Source organism: Desulfosporosinus sp. FKA (assembly GCF_002196785.1).
GTDB classification, from domain to species: domain Bacteria; phylum Bacillota; class Desulfitobacteriia; order Desulfitobacteriales; family Desulfitobacteriaceae; genus Desulfosporosinus; species Desulfosporosinus acididurans.
Window position 1 is genome coordinate 1 of record NZ_NAHZ01000008.1, and the last position, 17,637, is coordinate 17,637.

Annotated in this window: 21 protein-coding genes; 1 reads left to right on the top strand and 20 read right to left on the bottom strand. The window is 40.8% G+C overall.

Translation table 11 applies throughout. The features are described 5' to 3' along the window. On the top strand, positions 1-1,220 hold a 1,220-nt coding region (locus tag B5771_RS00745; RefSeq protein ID WP_088185824.1), incomplete at its 5' end, for an IS66 family transposase. 35 nt (positions 1,221-1,255) lie between these two features. Here B5771_RS00745 and B5771_RS00750 read toward each other — a convergent pair. The 20 genes from B5771_RS00750 to B5771_RS00845 form a co-directional block, all read right to left on the bottom strand. Continuing rightward, positions 1,256-1,603, bottom strand: coding sequence for a putative phage tail protein (locus tag B5771_RS00750; RefSeq protein ID WP_088185825.1), 348 nt, complete (start codon positions 1,601-1,603; stop codon positions 1,256-1,258). A 10-nt stretch (positions 1,604-1,613) separates the two neighbouring features. Next, positions 1,614-2,684 (bottom strand): baseplate J/gp47 family protein, encoded by a 1,071-nt coding sequence (locus tag B5771_RS00755; protein WP_088185826.1) that lies wholly within the window; start codon positions 2,682-2,684, stop codon positions 1,614-1,616. Continuing rightward, positions 2,677-3,066 carry a GPW/gp25 family protein gene (locus tag B5771_RS00760; protein ID WP_088185827.1) on the bottom strand — a complete coding sequence of 130 codons (390 nt, stop codon included), beginning with the start codon at positions 3,064-3,066 and terminating at the stop codon, positions 2,677-2,679. Before B5771_RS00760 ends, B5771_RS00755 begins: the two co-directional genes overlap by 8 nt. 12 nt (positions 3,067-3,078) lie before the next feature. Beyond that, the gene (locus B5771_RS00765; protein ID WP_088185828.1) at positions 3,079-3,477 is read right to left on the bottom strand and encodes a hypothetical protein; all 399 of its coding nucleotides are present in this window, start codon (positions 3,475-3,477) and stop codon (positions 3,079-3,081) included. Further along, positions 3,477-4,577, bottom strand: a complete 1,101-nt coding sequence (locus B5771_RS00770) for a hypothetical protein (RefSeq protein WP_088185829.1) — start codon at positions 4,575-4,577, stop codon at positions 3,477-3,479. Before B5771_RS00770 ends, B5771_RS00765 begins: the two co-directional genes overlap by 1 nt. After that, entirely contained in the window at positions 4,577-5,326 is a 750-nt protein-coding gene (locus tag B5771_RS00775) for a LysM domain-containing protein (protein ID WP_088185830.1), read from the bottom strand. The genes B5771_RS00770 and B5771_RS00775 overlap by 1 nt, the downstream gene beginning before the upstream one ends. 12 nt (positions 5,327-5,338) lie before the next feature. Continuing rightward, a complete protein-coding gene (locus tag B5771_RS00780; protein WP_172408111.1) occupies positions 5,339-7,750 on the bottom strand; it encodes a phage tail tape measure protein in 2,412 nt (803 codons plus the stop codon). Between the two features lie 135 nt (positions 7,751-7,885). Continuing rightward, on the bottom strand, positions 7,886-8,299 hold the full coding sequence (locus B5771_RS00785) for a hypothetical protein (protein ID WP_088185832.1): 414 nt from the start codon (positions 8,297-8,299) through the stop codon (positions 7,886-7,888). A 27-nt stretch (positions 8,300-8,326) separates the two neighbouring features. Beyond that, entirely contained in the window at positions 8,327-8,764 is a 438-nt protein-coding gene (locus B5771_RS00790; RefSeq protein WP_088185833.1) for a hypothetical protein, read from the bottom strand. Next, positions 8,736-8,984 carry a 4Fe-4S dicluster domain-containing protein gene (locus B5771_RS00795; protein WP_242966685.1) on the bottom strand — a complete coding sequence of 83 codons (249 nt, stop codon included), beginning with the start codon at positions 8,982-8,984 and terminating at the stop codon, positions 8,736-8,738. Before B5771_RS00795 ends, B5771_RS00790 begins: the two co-directional genes overlap by 29 nt. Then, the gene (locus B5771_RS00800) at positions 8,981-10,369 is read right to left on the bottom strand and encodes a phage tail sheath C-terminal domain-containing protein (RefSeq protein ID WP_088185834.1); all 1,389 of its coding nucleotides are present in this window, start codon (positions 10,367-10,369) and stop codon (positions 8,981-8,983) included. Before B5771_RS00800 ends, B5771_RS00795 begins: the two co-directional genes overlap by 4 nt. A gap of 4 nt (positions 10,370-10,373) precedes the next feature. Then, positions 10,374-10,862 carry a hypothetical protein gene (locus B5771_RS00805; protein WP_088185835.1) on the bottom strand — a complete coding sequence of 163 codons (489 nt, stop codon included), beginning with the start codon at positions 10,860-10,862 and terminating at the stop codon, positions 10,374-10,376. 4 nt (positions 10,863-10,866) lie between these two features. Next, positions 10,867-11,487, bottom strand: a complete 621-nt coding sequence (locus B5771_RS00810; protein ID WP_172408112.1) for a phage virion morphogenesis protein — start codon at positions 11,485-11,487, stop codon at positions 10,867-10,869. Further along, entirely contained in the window at positions 11,484-11,963 is a 480-nt protein-coding gene (locus B5771_RS00815; RefSeq protein ID WP_088185837.1) for a phage protein Gp36 family protein, read from the bottom strand. Before B5771_RS00815 ends, B5771_RS00810 begins: the two co-directional genes overlap by 4 nt. Before the next feature lie 11 nt (positions 11,964-11,974). Next, positions 11,975-12,976, bottom strand: coding sequence for a major capsid protein (locus B5771_RS00820; RefSeq protein ID WP_088185838.1), 1,002 nt, complete (start codon positions 12,974-12,976; stop codon positions 11,975-11,977). Positions 12,977-12,988: 12 nt separating this feature from the next. Then, complete coding sequence (locus tag B5771_RS00825) at positions 12,989-13,615, bottom strand: hypothetical protein (RefSeq protein ID WP_088185839.1); 627 nt, start codon at positions 13,613-13,615, stop codon at positions 12,989-12,991. A 26-nt stretch (positions 13,616-13,641) separates the two neighbouring features. Then, complete coding sequence (locus B5771_RS00830; protein WP_242966686.1) at positions 13,642-14,682, bottom strand: phage protease; 1,041 nt, start codon at positions 14,680-14,682, stop codon at positions 13,642-13,644. Positions 14,683-14,742: 60 nt separating this feature from the next. Next, positions 14,743-14,979 carry a hypothetical protein gene (locus B5771_RS00835; RefSeq protein ID WP_088185841.1) on the bottom strand — a complete coding sequence of 79 codons (237 nt, stop codon included), beginning with the start codon at positions 14,977-14,979 and terminating at the stop codon, positions 14,743-14,745. Then, positions 14,979-16,232, bottom strand: a complete 1,254-nt coding sequence (locus B5771_RS00840; RefSeq protein ID WP_088185842.1) for a minor capsid protein — start codon at positions 16,230-16,232, stop codon at positions 14,979-14,981. The genes B5771_RS00835 and B5771_RS00840 overlap by 1 nt, the downstream gene beginning before the upstream one ends. After that, positions 16,229-17,623, bottom strand: coding sequence for a DUF935 family protein (locus tag B5771_RS00845; protein WP_088185843.1), 1,395 nt, complete (start codon positions 17,621-17,623; stop codon positions 16,229-16,231). The genes B5771_RS00840 and B5771_RS00845 overlap by 4 nt, the downstream gene beginning before the upstream one ends. Between the last annotated feature and the right edge of the window lie 14 nt (positions 17,624-17,637).

Consider the following 17,637-nt stretch of genomic DNA (forward strand, 5'->3'; position numbering starts at 1 on the left):
TGCATGATATGAAAGTCGAGGTCACGAAAACACTGAAACTTGTGCCAGCCCATTTCGAAGTTGAGGAGCACCGTCGACACGTCTATACCTGCCGAGAATGTGAAAAGACTCAAGGCGAAGGCGATAAAATCCCCTTCGTTCGTGCCGACATGCCCAACTTACCGATTCCCGGAAGCTTTGCAACCCCGGAATTGATTGCCGGCATTCTCAACAGTAAATATACCAACGCGATGCCTCTCGCCCGGATTGAGCGTGAGTTTGACCGGATGGACAGCGTCCGGATCTCCAGGCAGAACATGAGTAACTGGATACTCCAATGTTCAGAGGAATACTTTTCAAGGATCTATAGTCACATGAGAAGTACGCTTTTGAGCAAGGACGTCTTACATGCTGATGAAACCTGGACTAAAGTTGTGCAACAAGACGGCAGAGAATCCAGGAAAAAATGCTATATCTGGGTTTACTGCAGCGGAGAGCATGACGAACCGATCATCTATTATGAATTCCATGAGAGCCGGGCTTCGGAATCGGCTAAGGAATTCCTTAAAGACTATACTGGATTTTTACATACGGATGGCTACGAGGTCTACCATCATCTGGATCCAGGAATCACAGTGGTTGGGTGTCTTGCTCATATCAAGCGCAAGTTCACCGATGCCATTAAAGCCTTAAGCCCGGAGGAGCAAAAGAAGACTGTCTGTTTTAAGGGACAGGAGTACTGCGACTACCTATTTCATATTGAAAATCAGTATAAAGATGTTACTCCGGAAGAGCGTTATAGGAAGCGTCTCGCCAAGTTAAAACCGGCGATGGAGGCCTTTTTGTCATGGCTTAAAGAGACTAAGCCCCTTACGGTTCCAAAATCAAAGGCTTATGAGGCCGTAAACTATTCGCTGAACCAGTGGCCGTACTTTGAGAATATCCTTTTGGACGGTCGTCTAGAACTAACGAACAACCTCGTAGAACGAAGTATACGTCCGTTTACAATTGGCCGCAAAAATTGGGTCACAATGAAAACGGATCGCGGAGCGCACGATAGCTCCATCGTATACAGCATTGTACAGAGTGCTCTGGCCAATGATCTTAAGGTTTATGAATATCTAGTCTATTTATTGAAACAGATGCCAAATACCGATTTCAACCAAAACCCAGAACTGATTGAAAAGTTTGTTCCCTGGTCCAAGGAACTTCCGGCAAACTGTTACAAAACTAAAAATTGAAACTCGTCCAACCTCTGGTTGGGCTTTTTCTTTGCTTAAGTGCTTAGGATTTGACAATTACGACACTTACACCCATACGCTGCGAGTACATTTAACAAAGCTGCTGGAGTAGCCCCCTGCCCTGCTCTCATTTTAGCTACAACATTATTCTGTCGTGCTGAGTCTGTTGCTCCATCAACCAGTTTAATCCCATATTCCTCTTCATAATTATTAAGCGCCCATGTTGCCAATTGAGCAAAAAGTTGATTTTGGTTATCTAAAATCGCTGTTTCAAGGTCATCGGATTGTCTACCACAGGCTTTAAGAAATGCTTTTTGAGTGACAGCATCAGCACCAAGAAATGAAGAAGGAAGCCAACTAGCCATAATATCATACCAAGACATGTAATCCCTCCTAACTACCCTGTGTGAGCGTTATAGTTCCTGGAACTGCTAACTGCTCTTGGGTTAAGGCTACATTAACCGTGGGTGCTGATATCAAACAATCTGAAACACCTTGAACACTCATCATTGCTTTAATGATTGCGGAAACACGCACAATGCCGCCAATTGGTACTGAATTTAAATAATTAATGATGACCTGAGTAACAAGAGGTTGAAGCGTTGCAAACGTATATCCCGTGGCTGGAGTGATTGTTCCAGTGATATTAATTATGTTTGAAGTTGGCGCTTTTGCCTGAGCATCAGCTCCTACAGGACGATTGGCATTTATAACTGACTGGACTTGAGCCACTAAATTAGAAGATGGTATACCATCAGAAGCAACCACAACGTCAACAGTTCCATTTCCTCTAGCTAACGGGAACACTGAGACATTAGTAACCCCCGTCACTTTATCAGCCCAAACCTGATAATCTCCTGGTGTACCACCATCAGTGGGATTTTGAATAGTAAATAAATACCTTGTGCGTAACTCATCATCTGTTTCTTTATTTACCCCGCCAGTTAAACCACTTGTCCCAACAGTAATGGTCTGCAAACCAGATGGCGTTAATCCAACTATCTGAAGCTGTGTTCCTGCAGCAAGATTACCAATAATCCCTACTGCTGTACAAGTTACATTAACCATTCCAGATTCCCATCCACTAGCCAGAGGTGTATCCGCATTCGTTGTGATTGAAACACTTCCATCAAGGGTTGAAAATGTTGTACCTGCAGGGATATCGGTATTAGTAGGACATGGTGTGGAACGTGTAAAAGTAATAGACCCAGTTGCGACAACGCCTGGTTTCCTTACAATCCCTCGCTCTCCAACCCGCAAATCTAAAAATGGTCCTTCACAGGATGCTACGAAAAACAGTTCCACCAAAAACTCAAGCATATACCAATGTGTAGAATAAGCTCGTGCAGTGACATTGATCATCGTCTGAATCTGGGAACCGTCCGTAAAATCGGTTGCTTGTGAACCAGAGGCGAGCATATCAGCTTGGAGTTCCGAAACGATTTGACTATAAGTTTTATACAAGAGTGCTCACCTCCTGAGGGAATTGACCTGTATTTCCATTGGTATCAGTCCATGAATAGAAAATAGACACTGTTCTAGTGTTAGCGTTTGGATTAACTGTAACTTGAACATCTTTAATGCGTGGATCACCTAACAAGCAATTCCGCGCACCTGCTGTCGCTCGATTCACCCAATCTTGGTTATACGGACCCGACAGCATATCGTAAATGGGATTGCCGTAACTTGGGGCATAAAAAAGAACCCCTACTCGCGTGTTGGCTCGTCGCTTTAATGCTTGGTTTAAATTTTCAAGACCAGAGATTGTAGCTATATCACTTGTACCTGTAACCTGCCAGTCCTGGTTTACTGTCTGAAATATGTCAGTTCCATAGATGTCACCCAATTACTCCCCCTCCTATCCAGATGTAACTTTTTGGGAACCGCTAGTAATGGTACCGTTTGCTGTTGTGTTAATGCTAAAGCTGTCTCCTTTGCTGTCTGTCGAACTGTAATTAATTGTCACTTGAACACTATCACCTTTACGTGCTACAGCCGTACCTCCCCCAGCAAGTTCCAAAAGAGGTGTACCAATCTCTTCATCTGATGGAAATAGCTGAGTAATAACTGGCCGATTCAAATCACCATTAATAAAAACAACTAAAACTTCAACACCCTCTTTAGGTAACCAAACACATGAGTCTGCCCAATCTGTATCAAATTTTGCTTCCGGCAAATTAACCTTAGCCTGGTAATTACCTTTGAGTGTTGTTACAATCCCTCGTTGTGGGTAATATTGAAATTGTTCAACTCGCATTATATCGTCCCCTTTGGTACATATCCACTATTACTAACGTCATAGCGTTTCTTAGGATATAAATCTTGTTTGTACTGTGCTGCATCATCTGGGCGAATATTAGTTATCGACAGAGAACAAGTATAGCCGTTTTGTTTTCCATAAGCATGTTTAGCCTGTTCAATATAATAAAGGCTATTAAACCGACCTGCGTCAACCACGTTGATTTTTTTCTCAGCAATATACAACGTATTACCAGGAATATTATTGAATGAACCCGTTATGGCCTGCCGTGAATACTCATGTAAATAATTAGACGCCAGTTGATTAGCTAGCGCTGGTGTTGTCGCTTTGGCATTTGTCATTACTTTTTCTACTATTTGACTACCCATTGATGCAATAAGTTGATCATTTTGAGCACTACCCTCAATTAATTGCTTCCTATAATAATGCCTAACAGTGACCTTGTTGTAAACACCAACAGAACTATCGTCAAATGACATGTCTGAACCTGATATACCATTGCCAACCATAGAAATAGTGTCAACAACAGTATTATCACTCTCTTGTCGTGGGCCAAAATAAAGTTCAAGATCTTTCGTCACATAGCAGACAAAACCTTCCCTGGCTGCACAAGTTTGCAATACATCCCACTCTTGCTTTGACTGATACACGTCACTTTCTACCGAAGAATCAGTTGTAGTGATAATCGGTTTTAGGTTGTATTTTTGGGCAAAATAATTAGCAATTTGACTAGATGTCCAGTTCGTGAAAGCGTAACTATTTTGTGTGTCAATCATGGGAGCTGAATAGTCACGCCCAATCAATTCAACTATCATTCCGTTTTGCTTTCCCCATTTTGGTTGTACCCCATCAATAATACCAGTATGTACATGCGTTAAATCACTAAGATACCATTCAGCCGGATTATTTACATAACCAAAATATACTTTTACCTGTTGTTTTTTTCGAAACCAATCCGATTTTAAGTCATCGTTGACAATAGTAATATCAAAACTATCTGCCGCCATATAAAGCGTGTTATTTACATCACATTTATTAATGTCTTCCGGCATGACAATTTGTCCGTCTACTTCCACAAGGCATCGTGGTTCACCCATTACGAAGTACCTCCTGAAAAGCGCACTGAACTTTCTTTATTCTGCAAATAACTAATGCCATCGGATGTTACTGTAGTAGTTTGACGTGTGCTATAAGCTGAATTTGCGTTCTGTTGATTTGAGGATGTTGAAGGGATGTTAAGAACTTGCCCAACCAATATCAAGTTAGGATTTGAAAGTTGATTTGCCTTTGCTATCGTATTGACTAATGTTGATATGTCGTTAGCAGAAACCCCATTACCTAACGTCCGCTGAGCAATCCCCCATAATGTATCTCCCTGCTTAACCGTATAGGATTGATCTGCATACTGTGCAATTGATTCTGTACTTGTCGCAGATGGTGCCGATTGAGCAGGGAGCGTTGTAGTTGTTGTTGGTTGTTGTGGTGCATTATAACCAGATTTTGGCGGGATAACAATTAAATCAATGCTGAAATCGACACGATCATCCCGAATGTACTTTGGTTGAAAGGAATCAATTCTAACGGTTCGCTGGATAGACCCATATAATAAAGTTTGAGTAAGTCCTTGATCCATTAAAGACTCAAGGGTTTCAGCTTGTGTCCAAGCGTCACTAGTAACAATAGAGCCTGTAAAAGACAGCTTTTTCTCATCAATACCCATATCTTGGTAAGTGGGTATATCTGCTGTTTCAAGCTTATTTATTTTCCGAGTAAAATTGAAGTCTAGACTTTGTTTTGGCGATAATGCAAAGGTGTAATTGCCAATAACTAAGCTTGCTGTTGCCAATATATCACTTCCTTATCTAGTTGGTAGTAACGGATACCGTGAACGTTCATATTTGTCTTGTGTACTTCGTATCTCCTTCGCAGTACCTTCAGGATCAGTTGCTTTAATGTAGTAATTGTGGTTAATTTGAACAGGTGTTCCAGTTCCCCCTCTTCCAGTACCGTTTCCTGCGATAAATGGTGTTCCAGCAGAACCTGTGCGTGTAGCCAATTTTTTAGCTGCAGTCTCTGCAATAGATGAGTTATTATTTACACCATTAGCAAGACCTTGAACAATGTTCATGCCATAACCAGCGAATACCAAAGATGGAGAGTGAATCCCCAAAAAGGACTTAAAGGGACCTGCGATATATTTGTCAGCAAAAGAACTAACCTGGTTTCCTATCCATCCAGCAAAATTGCTAATCCCCTGCCACAAACCCTTTACGATATTACTCCCCCAGTCCACAGCTTGGTGCCAAAGATTTGAGAATGTATTACCGATATTAGTAGCAAACTGTTTCATCCATCCCCAAACTTCACCAATTACGGCACTGACTTGCTTCCAATGTGTGATCATAAGTATGATACCTGCAACCAGTGCTGCGATAACAACAATGACAATTCCAATCGGATTAGCTGTCATAGCTGCATTTACAAGCCACTGAACAGCAGCCCACGTCTTACTTGCGGCAGCAACAGCAAGTTGAGCAGTTTTTATGGCTATCGTTTTTACAGCATTAGCAGCCATAACAATAGTTGACTTACCGATTCCAAGTGCCAACTGTCCTACCGATTTTGCTGCACTTAAAGCACTTGAGCCAAAGGACTTCATTGCACTTGCACCAGTTTTTAGAATTGATAAACCATTACTCCCTATCATAGAGCCGATATTTAATGCTTTAGATCCTACACCTTTTGCAATTCCCCATCCCTTTTGGATAACCCCGCTATTATAAATCCCTCTACCTAACTTAAGACCACCCTTTACAATGTTTGAACCTGTCCGTAATGCCCCAAATAATTCTTTAAGTGGTGCCCCGACAGCAATCTTCGCGATGCCACTGCCGATCTTAAACGCTGCTAAGCCTCCCCAAATCTTAGCAAGTGTTTCCACTAATCCTTTATGTTTATCAATAAAGTTTTGAAACTTTGGTAGTTCATTATTGAGAGCAGCAAAATCTTTTGTAAGTGATGGAAGAAGCATCGTACCTACTTGACGACCAAAGTCAGCAAGAGTAGAAATAAATGTTGTGAATTGTTGACTAACTTTTCCCTTATTTATTTCTACGCTTTTATCAATATTCGGTACATTTGCCATCTGCTGTTGCATTTGTGCAAAATATTGGGGATTTTGAGCTACGGCTGAAGCAATGGCCTGCCCTTGTTGACCAAAAATACGGGTCATTAGAGCGTTAAATTGCTCTTTGTTTCCCATTTTTTGATATGTTTGTCCCAACACACTAAATATCTGATCTGCACCAACAAGATTACCCTTTGAGTCATGAAAAACGTCTGTAGCACTTGTAATGTTCCCTTTTTTATCTTTCTTAACATTATTTAGCCAGCCCATTTGATCAAATGCATTCACAATAGGCGCCCCCATTTTTGTTCCCATGTGAAGCATTGGGTTTAATCTTTGGAAAAAGTCCTTAAGATTTGTTCCACCCATAGACCCCTCTAAACCATAACGTGCAGCTAAACCCTGAGTAAGCATAATGTCCGATGGAGTGAGACCTTGAATGGTTCCAACCATGTTAAAATATTTTGAACTCTCCGAAAGAGTACCTACATCCGAACTTGTAACGGTTGAAATGCGGTTAACCTGTTCGGCTAGTTGTTTTACCTTAGTAGGGTCCATGGCTATTTGCAACTGTTCGGTCATTTGCGCAAATTGTTTAGCCGTAGTTTGCGGATCTGCACCATTCCGATTAGTTTCAAGCTCAGCTAAATAAGTTGCTGTGGTTCCAACGCCCTGAATTTTATTGTAATCCATACCAGCTTTGGTTAATGCCTCATCAATTCCGAGAACCTGACCAGTGTTAAATCTTGTGTTTCGCATTGTAGTTTGTGCTTGACTAGTTAAAGTGTTAACTTGATTATCTGACATTCCTGTTAATTTTAATTGTGTTTGTGTATCCTGAACACCTGCAGCTGATTTTACTGCAGCTATAATAGGAGCTGCCATAATCGCACCAGTGATTAAATCGTGAGTACCAGACTTAACAAGTTTATCCATGGTTTTTTGAGCACTTTTTAACTTATTGCTAAATCTATCAATTCCCGAAATTGCCCCGTCAAACCAAGAACCTCTATTTGACGTAGCATTAACTGCATTTATTTGTGCCTGAAGAGCCTCAACCTGTCTTGAAGCTTGTTGAATAACTGGTGTCATCTCGTTTACTGCCCTAATTATCATTGATACCGTAAAATCAGAACCAGCCATTATTAATTCCACCTCCTCCATTTGACGTATCCACAACAAAGCCGCTTTCAATTGAAAGCGGCTTGACTTCTAAATACGTCTATTCTTTATTCAGCTCATTTTGAAGCCATTCAAAAGATTCCCACATAGCTTCTTTTAGTTCGCTGTCAAGGCTAAGCCAGCGTTCGATGGTACACTGGCAAGGTTTTGCGAGCTGGACCCATCGGTAGAGATCAAGCTCCCGAGCAAAAAAGCTGCTTTGGCTTTCGCATCTTCCACTTTGGCTTCAGTCATACCAAACATTTCATTGATGACAGCTTGATAATATTGAACGTCCATATCATCCCAATCATTGAATAAATTTTTATAGTTTGGATCAGGTGTTTTTCCATCGACTTCGGTAACTACTTTGGCCTGAACATAGCTATTAATCAATAGTGTACCAGTGACAAAGTTATTTTGATCCATTGGTACCATTTGGGTAACATTCATCCGATCTAACCCTGTTGGACGACGAAATTTAATAATTTTACCTGATGGTAATGTTAATGGTCCATAAACTTGTGACATAAAATATTCCCCCTCTTATTAATTTACTTATGCTTCAATGATTCCCTCAGATTTAAACGATAAATCGCTAGTTACAACACCTTTACCTTGTTTAATAGCAATTTGCGTTTTATCAAATATGGAACCAGTAAGTTGATAAGTTCCATTTAACCCTTTATCCGGTGCATTAATAGTGCATGTAATAACAAATCTTGGACTCGCCGGGACGTTCTGTCCTGGCTGTAGATTTCCCGTTCCAACGGTAGCGGCCACAATATTCATGTCAAGCCAGCCACGTTTAAGCTTCCCATCAAGAGTGATATCGCCATCCAATAAGATGGGCATTCGGCTATTGAGCGTTTGATAGGTCTCTACGGCATTGTTGATATTAAGATCCATCTCTTGCCACTCACCCGCAAGTTCAGGCCCATTGGGACCCATTAGAGCCGCCGATACATCATGCCCCTGTACTGGTCTGTTGTTCATGATCAATCACCTCTCTCTCAATTTTTACAGGTTGCTTATTTTCCTGTTCGCCTAGTTTTATTAAACCAATCGGGCATATAGGTAAACAAAGGCCACACTCAATGCAACCTTTGCCTATTACGGCTTTACCATTATCAATGGATATTGCCTTTATTGGGCAAACTCTTGAATTAACACATTTACCACAACCAGGACAATGTTCTAAAATAATCATACTCATTTTGATATCGCCCCACTCCACTGCGCGATATAGTTGTCAATAAAGTCAGCAGCAAAAAGAGGTTGTACGCTAATTGCGGTTATAACTCGTCTTTGATTACTGGTATCCCTATTGGCTGTTGTTGGTTGATAATCAGTGATTTCGCCATTATCAACCTTTGCTTTACGCAAATGCTCATCAATCCAAGTAGACAACTGTTTTGGTAGATTAGGATTTGTATTTGACTTTGCCCACTGGGTACCAATGTAAATCTCAGTCTCCAATTTATCAAACTCACGGCGAACATTAACCTGTGACCAATCATCACTTTTAACATTTGTTGGCATCACAAACATATTCACACCGTTTCTTATTACGAAATTACCTGACAATGGATCAATTGTAATAGGACATACACGCGCTTCAGTAAGTGCATAAACATCGTCATCAGTATAGGAAATTTGTAGACTAGACAAACCTTTTACAACCTGACCTGACAGGCTTTCATATGCCGCAATATTAGAGAGAATGCCGGCAAAACAACCATCTGAGGCCGCTGTTACTCCAGGTAAATCATCATATGCCCCCCAAGGCGAAGACATTATACCTCTTAATCCTTGCAAAGTTGCCATTGCTGTTTCAGTAATTGCCGCACTTTGATTGTTGGGCATATTGAGAATCGGAAAGCACAACCCATTCGCGACATTAGTGTTTGCTCCAATGGCAAGAAGTGCCGCCTGAACAGTTGGACTAGATTGCTGTGCTGCTAAAATAATATGTATTGGCACATTCGCAAAAGCGTTAAGTCCATTAACATAATCAGAATCCTGAGTAGTCGCGCCATTATCTCCACCAGCAAGAGAAGTTGAACTTATTGGTGCAGGTAACGCACCTGCTCCTGTTGCAGCAGTTACATTTACATTTGGATCTATAACCGTGTTTAGGTTAGTCAGTGTCAAATTATCATAGGTTCGAGAAGTATTGTCTGCTATAACGATCAACTTGACCGTGTTAGAAGCAGTACCTGCTTGCCAAGAAACTGATATTGGTTTTGTTCCAGGATAATTTGCAGTTACAATCACAGACGGTTTGCTAGTTGAGTCATTACATGTAAGTGTTGCCGCTTTTGCTGATGCCCCTGCAACACGAATGACTGTTACATCTGCATTGCTATTTTGCTTATAAATTCCATGTAAGGATAACCAACCAGTTAACCCCGCAGTGTAACCTTGGAAGGTTTGTTCCAACATAGTTTCCGAGTATCCACGGATGGGAACTCCCACAGGCCCCCAACTAAAAGTACCAACAAAACCGATTCGCCCCAGATTTACATTCGGCTGTTGGTTTGTGTTTTGTGGTTCTTCAATAATGTCTATTCTAGGTACCACATATTGTGGTTCTTGCATAAATTTAACCTCCAATCGTTATGGTTTCGTTAAAATTAATCTCATCCATTGGCTCAGACGGTGTAACTGGACGAGTACGAGACGAATAATATACCACTTCCCAAACTGCTTCACCTAAATGTAGTAATTCGGTTGTACTTGCATTATAAGTGGCAAATTCCCATTCAGATAGGAAACTATCATCAAGAAAACCTCCCAGTCTGGGATTATCCGCAGTCAAAAGTAGTCTTATTTCTTCCGCTAAGGCACGAATACGAGATTCACCATTCTCAGGGTCTATATCCTGAAGACCAATACCGATATGAATTTGGGCATTTACTTCGTCTTCGTCGTTGGTATACGCTTTAAATTTTTGCTTAGGTACCCAAACGCTACAACTAGTATCTATGCCTGGTATCATCCCCTCGACCTTGTGATAATCTGCTATGAGTTCAGGGAGTGAATTGTCAGCCTTAATAGTAGCTACTAACGCATTAAGAATATCATCAAGCATAGGCTCACACTCCTTCCCGAATAAACTGCATAGTCAGGCCCCTAATAAGAGTAATATCTTCAGGTTGAACCGTAAGGTAAGGTCTGGCTGGAATCTTACGCTCTGGAATGTTTGCAGAACGCCGAATAATTATTCCGTCAGTAGTAGGAATTGCAAGTGCCTTTTTATTAGTAGGCATAATGGTCACAGCTCCGATAGTTCCACCCAACTGGTGAATTCGGGCATAAGGTAGTGATGAACCAATTTCCACACTCGTTTCAGTGACAGCTCCAAGCATAATGCTTTGGCGAAGTTCTCCTGACTGAACTAAAATCTTATGTCCACCAACATCCCTTTCAACCCGATCAGATTCAATTTTGCTCTTTGTAGATGATTTTTTTGCATTCTGCCATCGTTTTGTATTCTGAGCTTTTTGGATGGCGACTGCTTGATATGCGGCAACTGTCTTTGCACTTAAAGGTTTCCATTTAGGACGTCCTTCGACCGCAAAATTTTCATGAACTGAAGCTATCATAGCAAGGCCAATACGGCTCATAAGCGGACTGAGGTTAATACTGCGCTCTGCCATAGAGGTTAAAATTGTACTTACTTCCTCTAGTCCAACTGCTTGAATTTCTACTTTCACGGCCATTCCCTCACATTCGAAAGTGGTGACTGAGTAGCCCAATTAAACCGCTTTAAGCGCCCCTTCATATGCTGATTTTGGTGTGGAGTTGTGGACGCCACAGCTCTTCGCATCTCCGGTACGTCAGGCTGTTGTTTTACCACATTTTCGAAGTCATCCAGCGTGGAATTTGTCAGGACATGCTCCAGGTCTGACTCCGCACGCTTACGATAAACCTCTGCCATTGGTGTATTTTCACGGTAATTCACGCCTGAAAAATGAGTCTGACAAAGTAAAGATGCTGCCATATCTGCTACAATCGAATTAATAATTGGCGGTACTGGATCAGCAAGAGGTATAACGTAATGAGGCTGTAGCAAGTTATTTAATCTCGCCACAGCCTTATTGATAAACGTTTGTACGTAAGCATCTGTAAAAGTTGTTGTTTGAAAAAGTTTATTCAAAGCTGTTACATCAGATGGTAAACAATAGGACATAAATCCCCCTCCTAGTTAGCTGTTCCGCTAATGTACCAGTTAGGATGATGTATTCTGGGCAAGCCATTGATACCAACAGTTACATCCACATAAGGATTTTTCTCATTACCTGATTTATCTTCGATTGCCGAAAACTTACCAGGCTGAGGATTATCCATACCACCATTTTGGAGCGCGAGGGTTGTACAGAAATCCATTCCTACTTCTCCACCCTTACCTACGCCAACAAAACTATTTGAAGGTAAAAATTGAGTAAAACTCTTACCGTCAGAACTGTAACCCTCTGCATAAACCTCGAATTTAATTTCAGGAAATAGGATTTGGAGAGCTTTAGTAATATTTGAAGCTGATAGATTTACTGCATAAACACTCTGTTTAAGCATATCCATAAGAGTTGCATTAGCCGCTAAAGCTTTAGCAACTTGATGGCTAATGTAGATTGTATCGAGAACGGCACCAGTTCCAAAATAGAGTTCCTGAAGCATTGAAATATCCTGAGCTATATTCTGATTGGGATTACTTGCCCAAGGTAATGTAACTTTATTACTTGTTGGAATCTTATAATCGACCGTGTAGTTTACCCCATTATCATTAACCTGGACTTTCCCATTAACCAAAGCAGCCCATCGTAGCTGTTCAACCCGAGTATCAAGACGTGTATTGAGTTCTGTAGCTCTACGCATAACACGAAGTCGTCCAGCACGTTCGTTATAGGTTCCCTCTTGTCGAGCGTAGAGCAATTCTTCTTCGTTAATTCGGTATGTCTCACGCCAGTAACCAGTCGCATATTCACGAATAGACTGACCTGTTAGTGTGGCAACTTTTGGCTCTGCATTAAGAGCGTGAGGAGGTGTAATCCCGTAAGTTGCGTTGATTACATCGACTTGAATCCGCGCTGCATAAGCAGAAACAATAGGACAGAATTCCATACCACGATATTTTGTTGGGTCCGTGATGATATTACGAACGATATGGTTAATTTCCTGAGTCGTTGGAAATGTTAAATTAGTCATTTTTTATCACTCCTATACCAATAAAATATTATCCGCTACACCGTTGATGGTGTAAGGAATGGAACGGGCTTTAAGATCACCTAAAACAATGGAATCAATTCCAACAAGCTGTGATTGTACAAACTTACCAGCCACGTAAGCATTAGAAATCTTGTTCGATACAGCATCTAAGACCACATCTGCCAAAACTACCAAAGCTTTTTGTGAACCATCTGCAACAAAAAACCAGTCGTTAGCAGCTAATGCAGTTGTTAATTCCGTTTGTACAGTGATGTTATCACTATTGATTGCAGTAATAGTACCAAGTTGCTGAACAACTCCAGTTGTTGCGCTCATAGCTTCTACTGTTTGACCAACAGTAAATTTAGCACCTGTCCCTGTCGCAACTGCAATTACTTGTGGATTTGCTACTGCAGTTGCCCCTGCAACAGTAGTACGAGTAACTGGTCTGAATAATCCATCAGAGGTTCCCGCACCAAGAATAGTACCCTTGTCCAAATTACCAGTATTTGGTGCAATGGTAATGGTAATTCTATCTTTAATGTGGTGGTCTGCATTTAAAATAATTTGCTTATCGCTAAATTGTAAACCGTCTACTTCGCCTGGAACCGCTGGATTCCAATTATCTGTCCAACTCATTTTTTATAAACCTCCTCGAAATTAAATTAAAGAATTTTATATTGACCTTTCTCATCGACCGTATAACCTAGTTCACTCATTGTCTCATCTGCCAGTTTTTTAACCGCTTCTGGAGAATCAATTGGCGGTGGTGTGGTCTGTTCGCCTACTTGAGACAGTTTAATACGACTAGATTCAGGAAACGCATCAATCGAAGCATAAATTTGCTCAGACACTGAAACGGATATCTCTTGACCTTTGTCATCAGCAAGTTTAACAATTTTTTCGCCATTATCAGCTAATAAAATTGGACGGTATTGACCCAACACTGCCGGAGGAATTCCCTTTGCTGTATATTCAGCTAATTTACGTTCGACTTCAGCAGTACGCAACTGTACTTGTGTTGTTGCTAATTGCGTTTGCATTTCAGCTAATTTGATTTGCTCCGCTGTTTGTGTTGGTGACGTTACAGTAGTATTTTCTTGAATGATTGTCATTTCTTCAGGTTTTTTCCCTGTAAAAAAGTCTGCTAATTTACGTAGAAATCCATTGGTTTCTTTTTGTTGATCTAGTAATTCTTTCATTTCTTCCATGTCTGGTCTAACCTCCTCGTAATCTAGGTAGAATACATCTGGTTGATCTGCTAGTGCTCTAGCTTCTGGCAAATTAGTCAAAAATGGTTCATTCGTAAGAGCTAATGCTAAAAGCACTGCACCTTTAAATGAACCATCTTCTTTGCTTTGATAATTTTCTTCGTATTCTGGACTTGCATATCTAAAGCGTCCATTTCTGACAGCCTCTACAACCTGCGTATTCGTTGGATCAGCTAAGGCATAAAGTACATCACCCTCTTGCTGAAGGTCTTGAATCCATCCCTCTGCAGGAACATCTCCCCAGCTATTGCCAGTCCCTTTATCGTGACCAATCCTTACAAATGGGTCACGCCCAATTGTTTTAGATTTGAAGTTTTTTATCATGTCATTAAATGTTTGTTGGGACATTTTAAGAACGCCATATTTTGGATGTTTCCATTCTCCAATACGCCCAACAGGTATTTTCATTGGCCTATCTTTATTTATTTTTATCACCCCTTTCAAATTAAAAGAGTCGCCTATTGGCGACTCCTCTTAGTCAATTATGTGATATTTTTAATGCGTAGCACGCAGATATTCTTTTGGAAAATTATTGTTTTCGGCGAAGTCAACAAGCGAGAGCATAGCACGTTTACCATCAAATCCAGTCGGATCGTCACTAGCTGGCTTTTCAACTTTTCCTTCACCAGTAGTAGCATCATAAAACAATATCCCAAAATCACCCTTGCATTCTGGTTGATATTCATATCTAATTTTTCCATTATCATTACTCAAAAACCTCAATAAGACCATTATATTTCACCTTTTTCATGCTTTAGTGCGGCAGCATAATTATACCATTTTTGGGCCTCATTGTGAGCATTAATATAATTATTTCCTTGTTTCATAAGTTTTGACTCATAAAGTTCATGATTCAACAGGATGCGATCACTTTCTTTTATGTTTTTACCCTCTATCAGACGCTGCCATGCAACAGCCATTTCATAATCAGGATCAAATCGCCTATTAGGGCCTTTATCACCCATATCATGTATATCATTAAATACGTAATTTTTTATAGCCTGAATCTCTGCTTTACTCATTCCACTATTTTTGGCAATAGCTGTAACATCACTGTTTCTTTTCCTTATAGCCTCATAATACACCTTTGCGTGCTTACGTTGCCTTTTATATTCAGCATCTTCGTCTTTAAGACGAGCACCTGTTTTTAATCCCGAACCCGTAAAAATTTTCCCTGATGACGCTGGCGTATTTTCTGGGACCCATCCTTTAGGCAATGGTGCTACATTTGACCAATTCAGAGCTTTTGGGGTCATTAGTTGTGGCTGTAATAAACTGAATACAGGGGAAAGTACACAACGACATCTTCCATGCACTGGTGGGATATCCGCTCCAATGTCATCAATCGGAGCTATTAATCCATTACGACTAGAGCAAATTTGACACGTACTTCCATCCATCACAGCTCGATACTGAACATAATCAACGCCATTACTTCGATATTGTATTAATCGACCATGATTGTATGCATATGTAGTTTCTGTTGTCACAATCAGACTAGCACGATTCATATTGGATTTTAGCAAATCAGCAATTTGTTGTTCTGCCTGTGGTCTGGTAATTTCACCTGTCAAATGTTTTAATAAAACTGATTTAACCCCACTCGTAGCATCATTCTCTACCTCACCAGCTAAAGTAATAGCACGATTTTGCAAAACTTTTATAGCATCATGTGGAGTAAAATCCTGACCAGCTGCAAAAACAATTTTTGGTAAGTCAGCAAGTTTGCGCCTATGAGCGTCTAATATGGCTTTACAATCCTCATCACCATGAGCTTGACCTGATGTAAACGATGCTATGGAATGCTTTGTTAAAATAGATGACAGGCGCTGTCCAACTGTTAGATGAAAAGCATGGATGGTATGCTCATCCGCGCCAATTGGTATCTGATTAAATGCAATGTGCAACCAATAATCATAATCTTTGAGAAAATAATATTCGCTGTCTATTAGATGCTGTGTAACTCTACGCTCCCATTGGTTCATACGGGTGCCTCCCGTACAGCACCACGTTCAGGTATATCTGGTAATGGTTTAGCTGAACTACCTGATTTCCCTTGACTATTTTGATCCTGACTAGGTTCCGCACGTAAATAGTGGTTATATTTCCCCATGAGGGCAGCAGCTTTACTTGGGTCTGGTTTAGGATCTAATTTTCTTTCTGGAAAACCAAGCGAACCCCGAACATGATCAAAATCTTCTTGGTGTGCAGGATCTAAAAAACCTGAATTTGTCATTTGCATAAAGATACCTGCGATAACATTCCTATCTGTTTCGCTCATTTCTCGTTCCGGGAACTCGCCATAATTCTTCTGAGGGCCAAAATTCATTTCAATTAGTGGCCGCACAAGCCATTCCAGGAGTGTTTCGGTCAGTCGTTTGTAAATGCTGTCCAGCATCATACCATACATATCAAAGTGTGCTTGTCCTAGAGCGTAAGAACCGGAATTCTGACCTTCCTCAAATAGTAAAGACGGAACTAACATAGAGCGGAAAATAGCTCTATTTAGATAATTGATAATCCCAGTAAATGCATCACCAACTCCTGCACCAGTCCCTGAAAGCGCCTTTATGTCAGCCTTTTGATCACCTGTTCCACTTCCCATAACAAGTCCTGTGCCATTTTGGATATTAGCCAATAATCTAGCCATATAATCAATCTGTTGGATTCTATTTTCTGTCCCATCTTCGCTGTACGGACGGTCAGGATCTCGAATATCATCATTGGGTACCATAGCGGCAATAAGTGGTGTTCCAAATTTATCCACCGAATTAACCCACATTTTTAAAACCGGATCTTTCAATAGCCAATTCTTTCGAGCTGATCTTAACTGAGAGGTACCATACCAGTTACCAAAGCGCATGTTATGACTATAGACTATACACTTATTTCGTGGAATCTTTACTGGAGTACCAGCAAACCATCGAAATTGCGTAATCGGTTCATCCTGATCAAGACGCCCTGTCTCTTTGTCGATGTTGAAAAACACTGTTCGAGGGTGATATGTGGCAATGTAATCCCAGCGCATTTTAGCTCCATCTGGCTTATACACGATCTCTGACCCACTGTAACCAGCCCAAATTGCACTTAAGATATCAGCAACCGTCTCAACGAACGTGCCTTGCATACCTTCAAAACACTCATTGACAAAGGTTTCTATTTGTGGATTTAACTCATTCCTGTACATATCAAGCTTGTTCAGCGTCGACAAGATCATAAACTCAATCCCTGCGGCAACAGTTTCATCCGAATCAAGCATTCTTTCGTATTCAACCACATTTGCGCTATCTGGGTTTGCAATAGCCTTGTCGAACAAAGTAAACGTAGTATATAATTGTGAACCTATCTGCCCAACAATCTTACTTGAAATTGCCAAAATCTATCACCTCC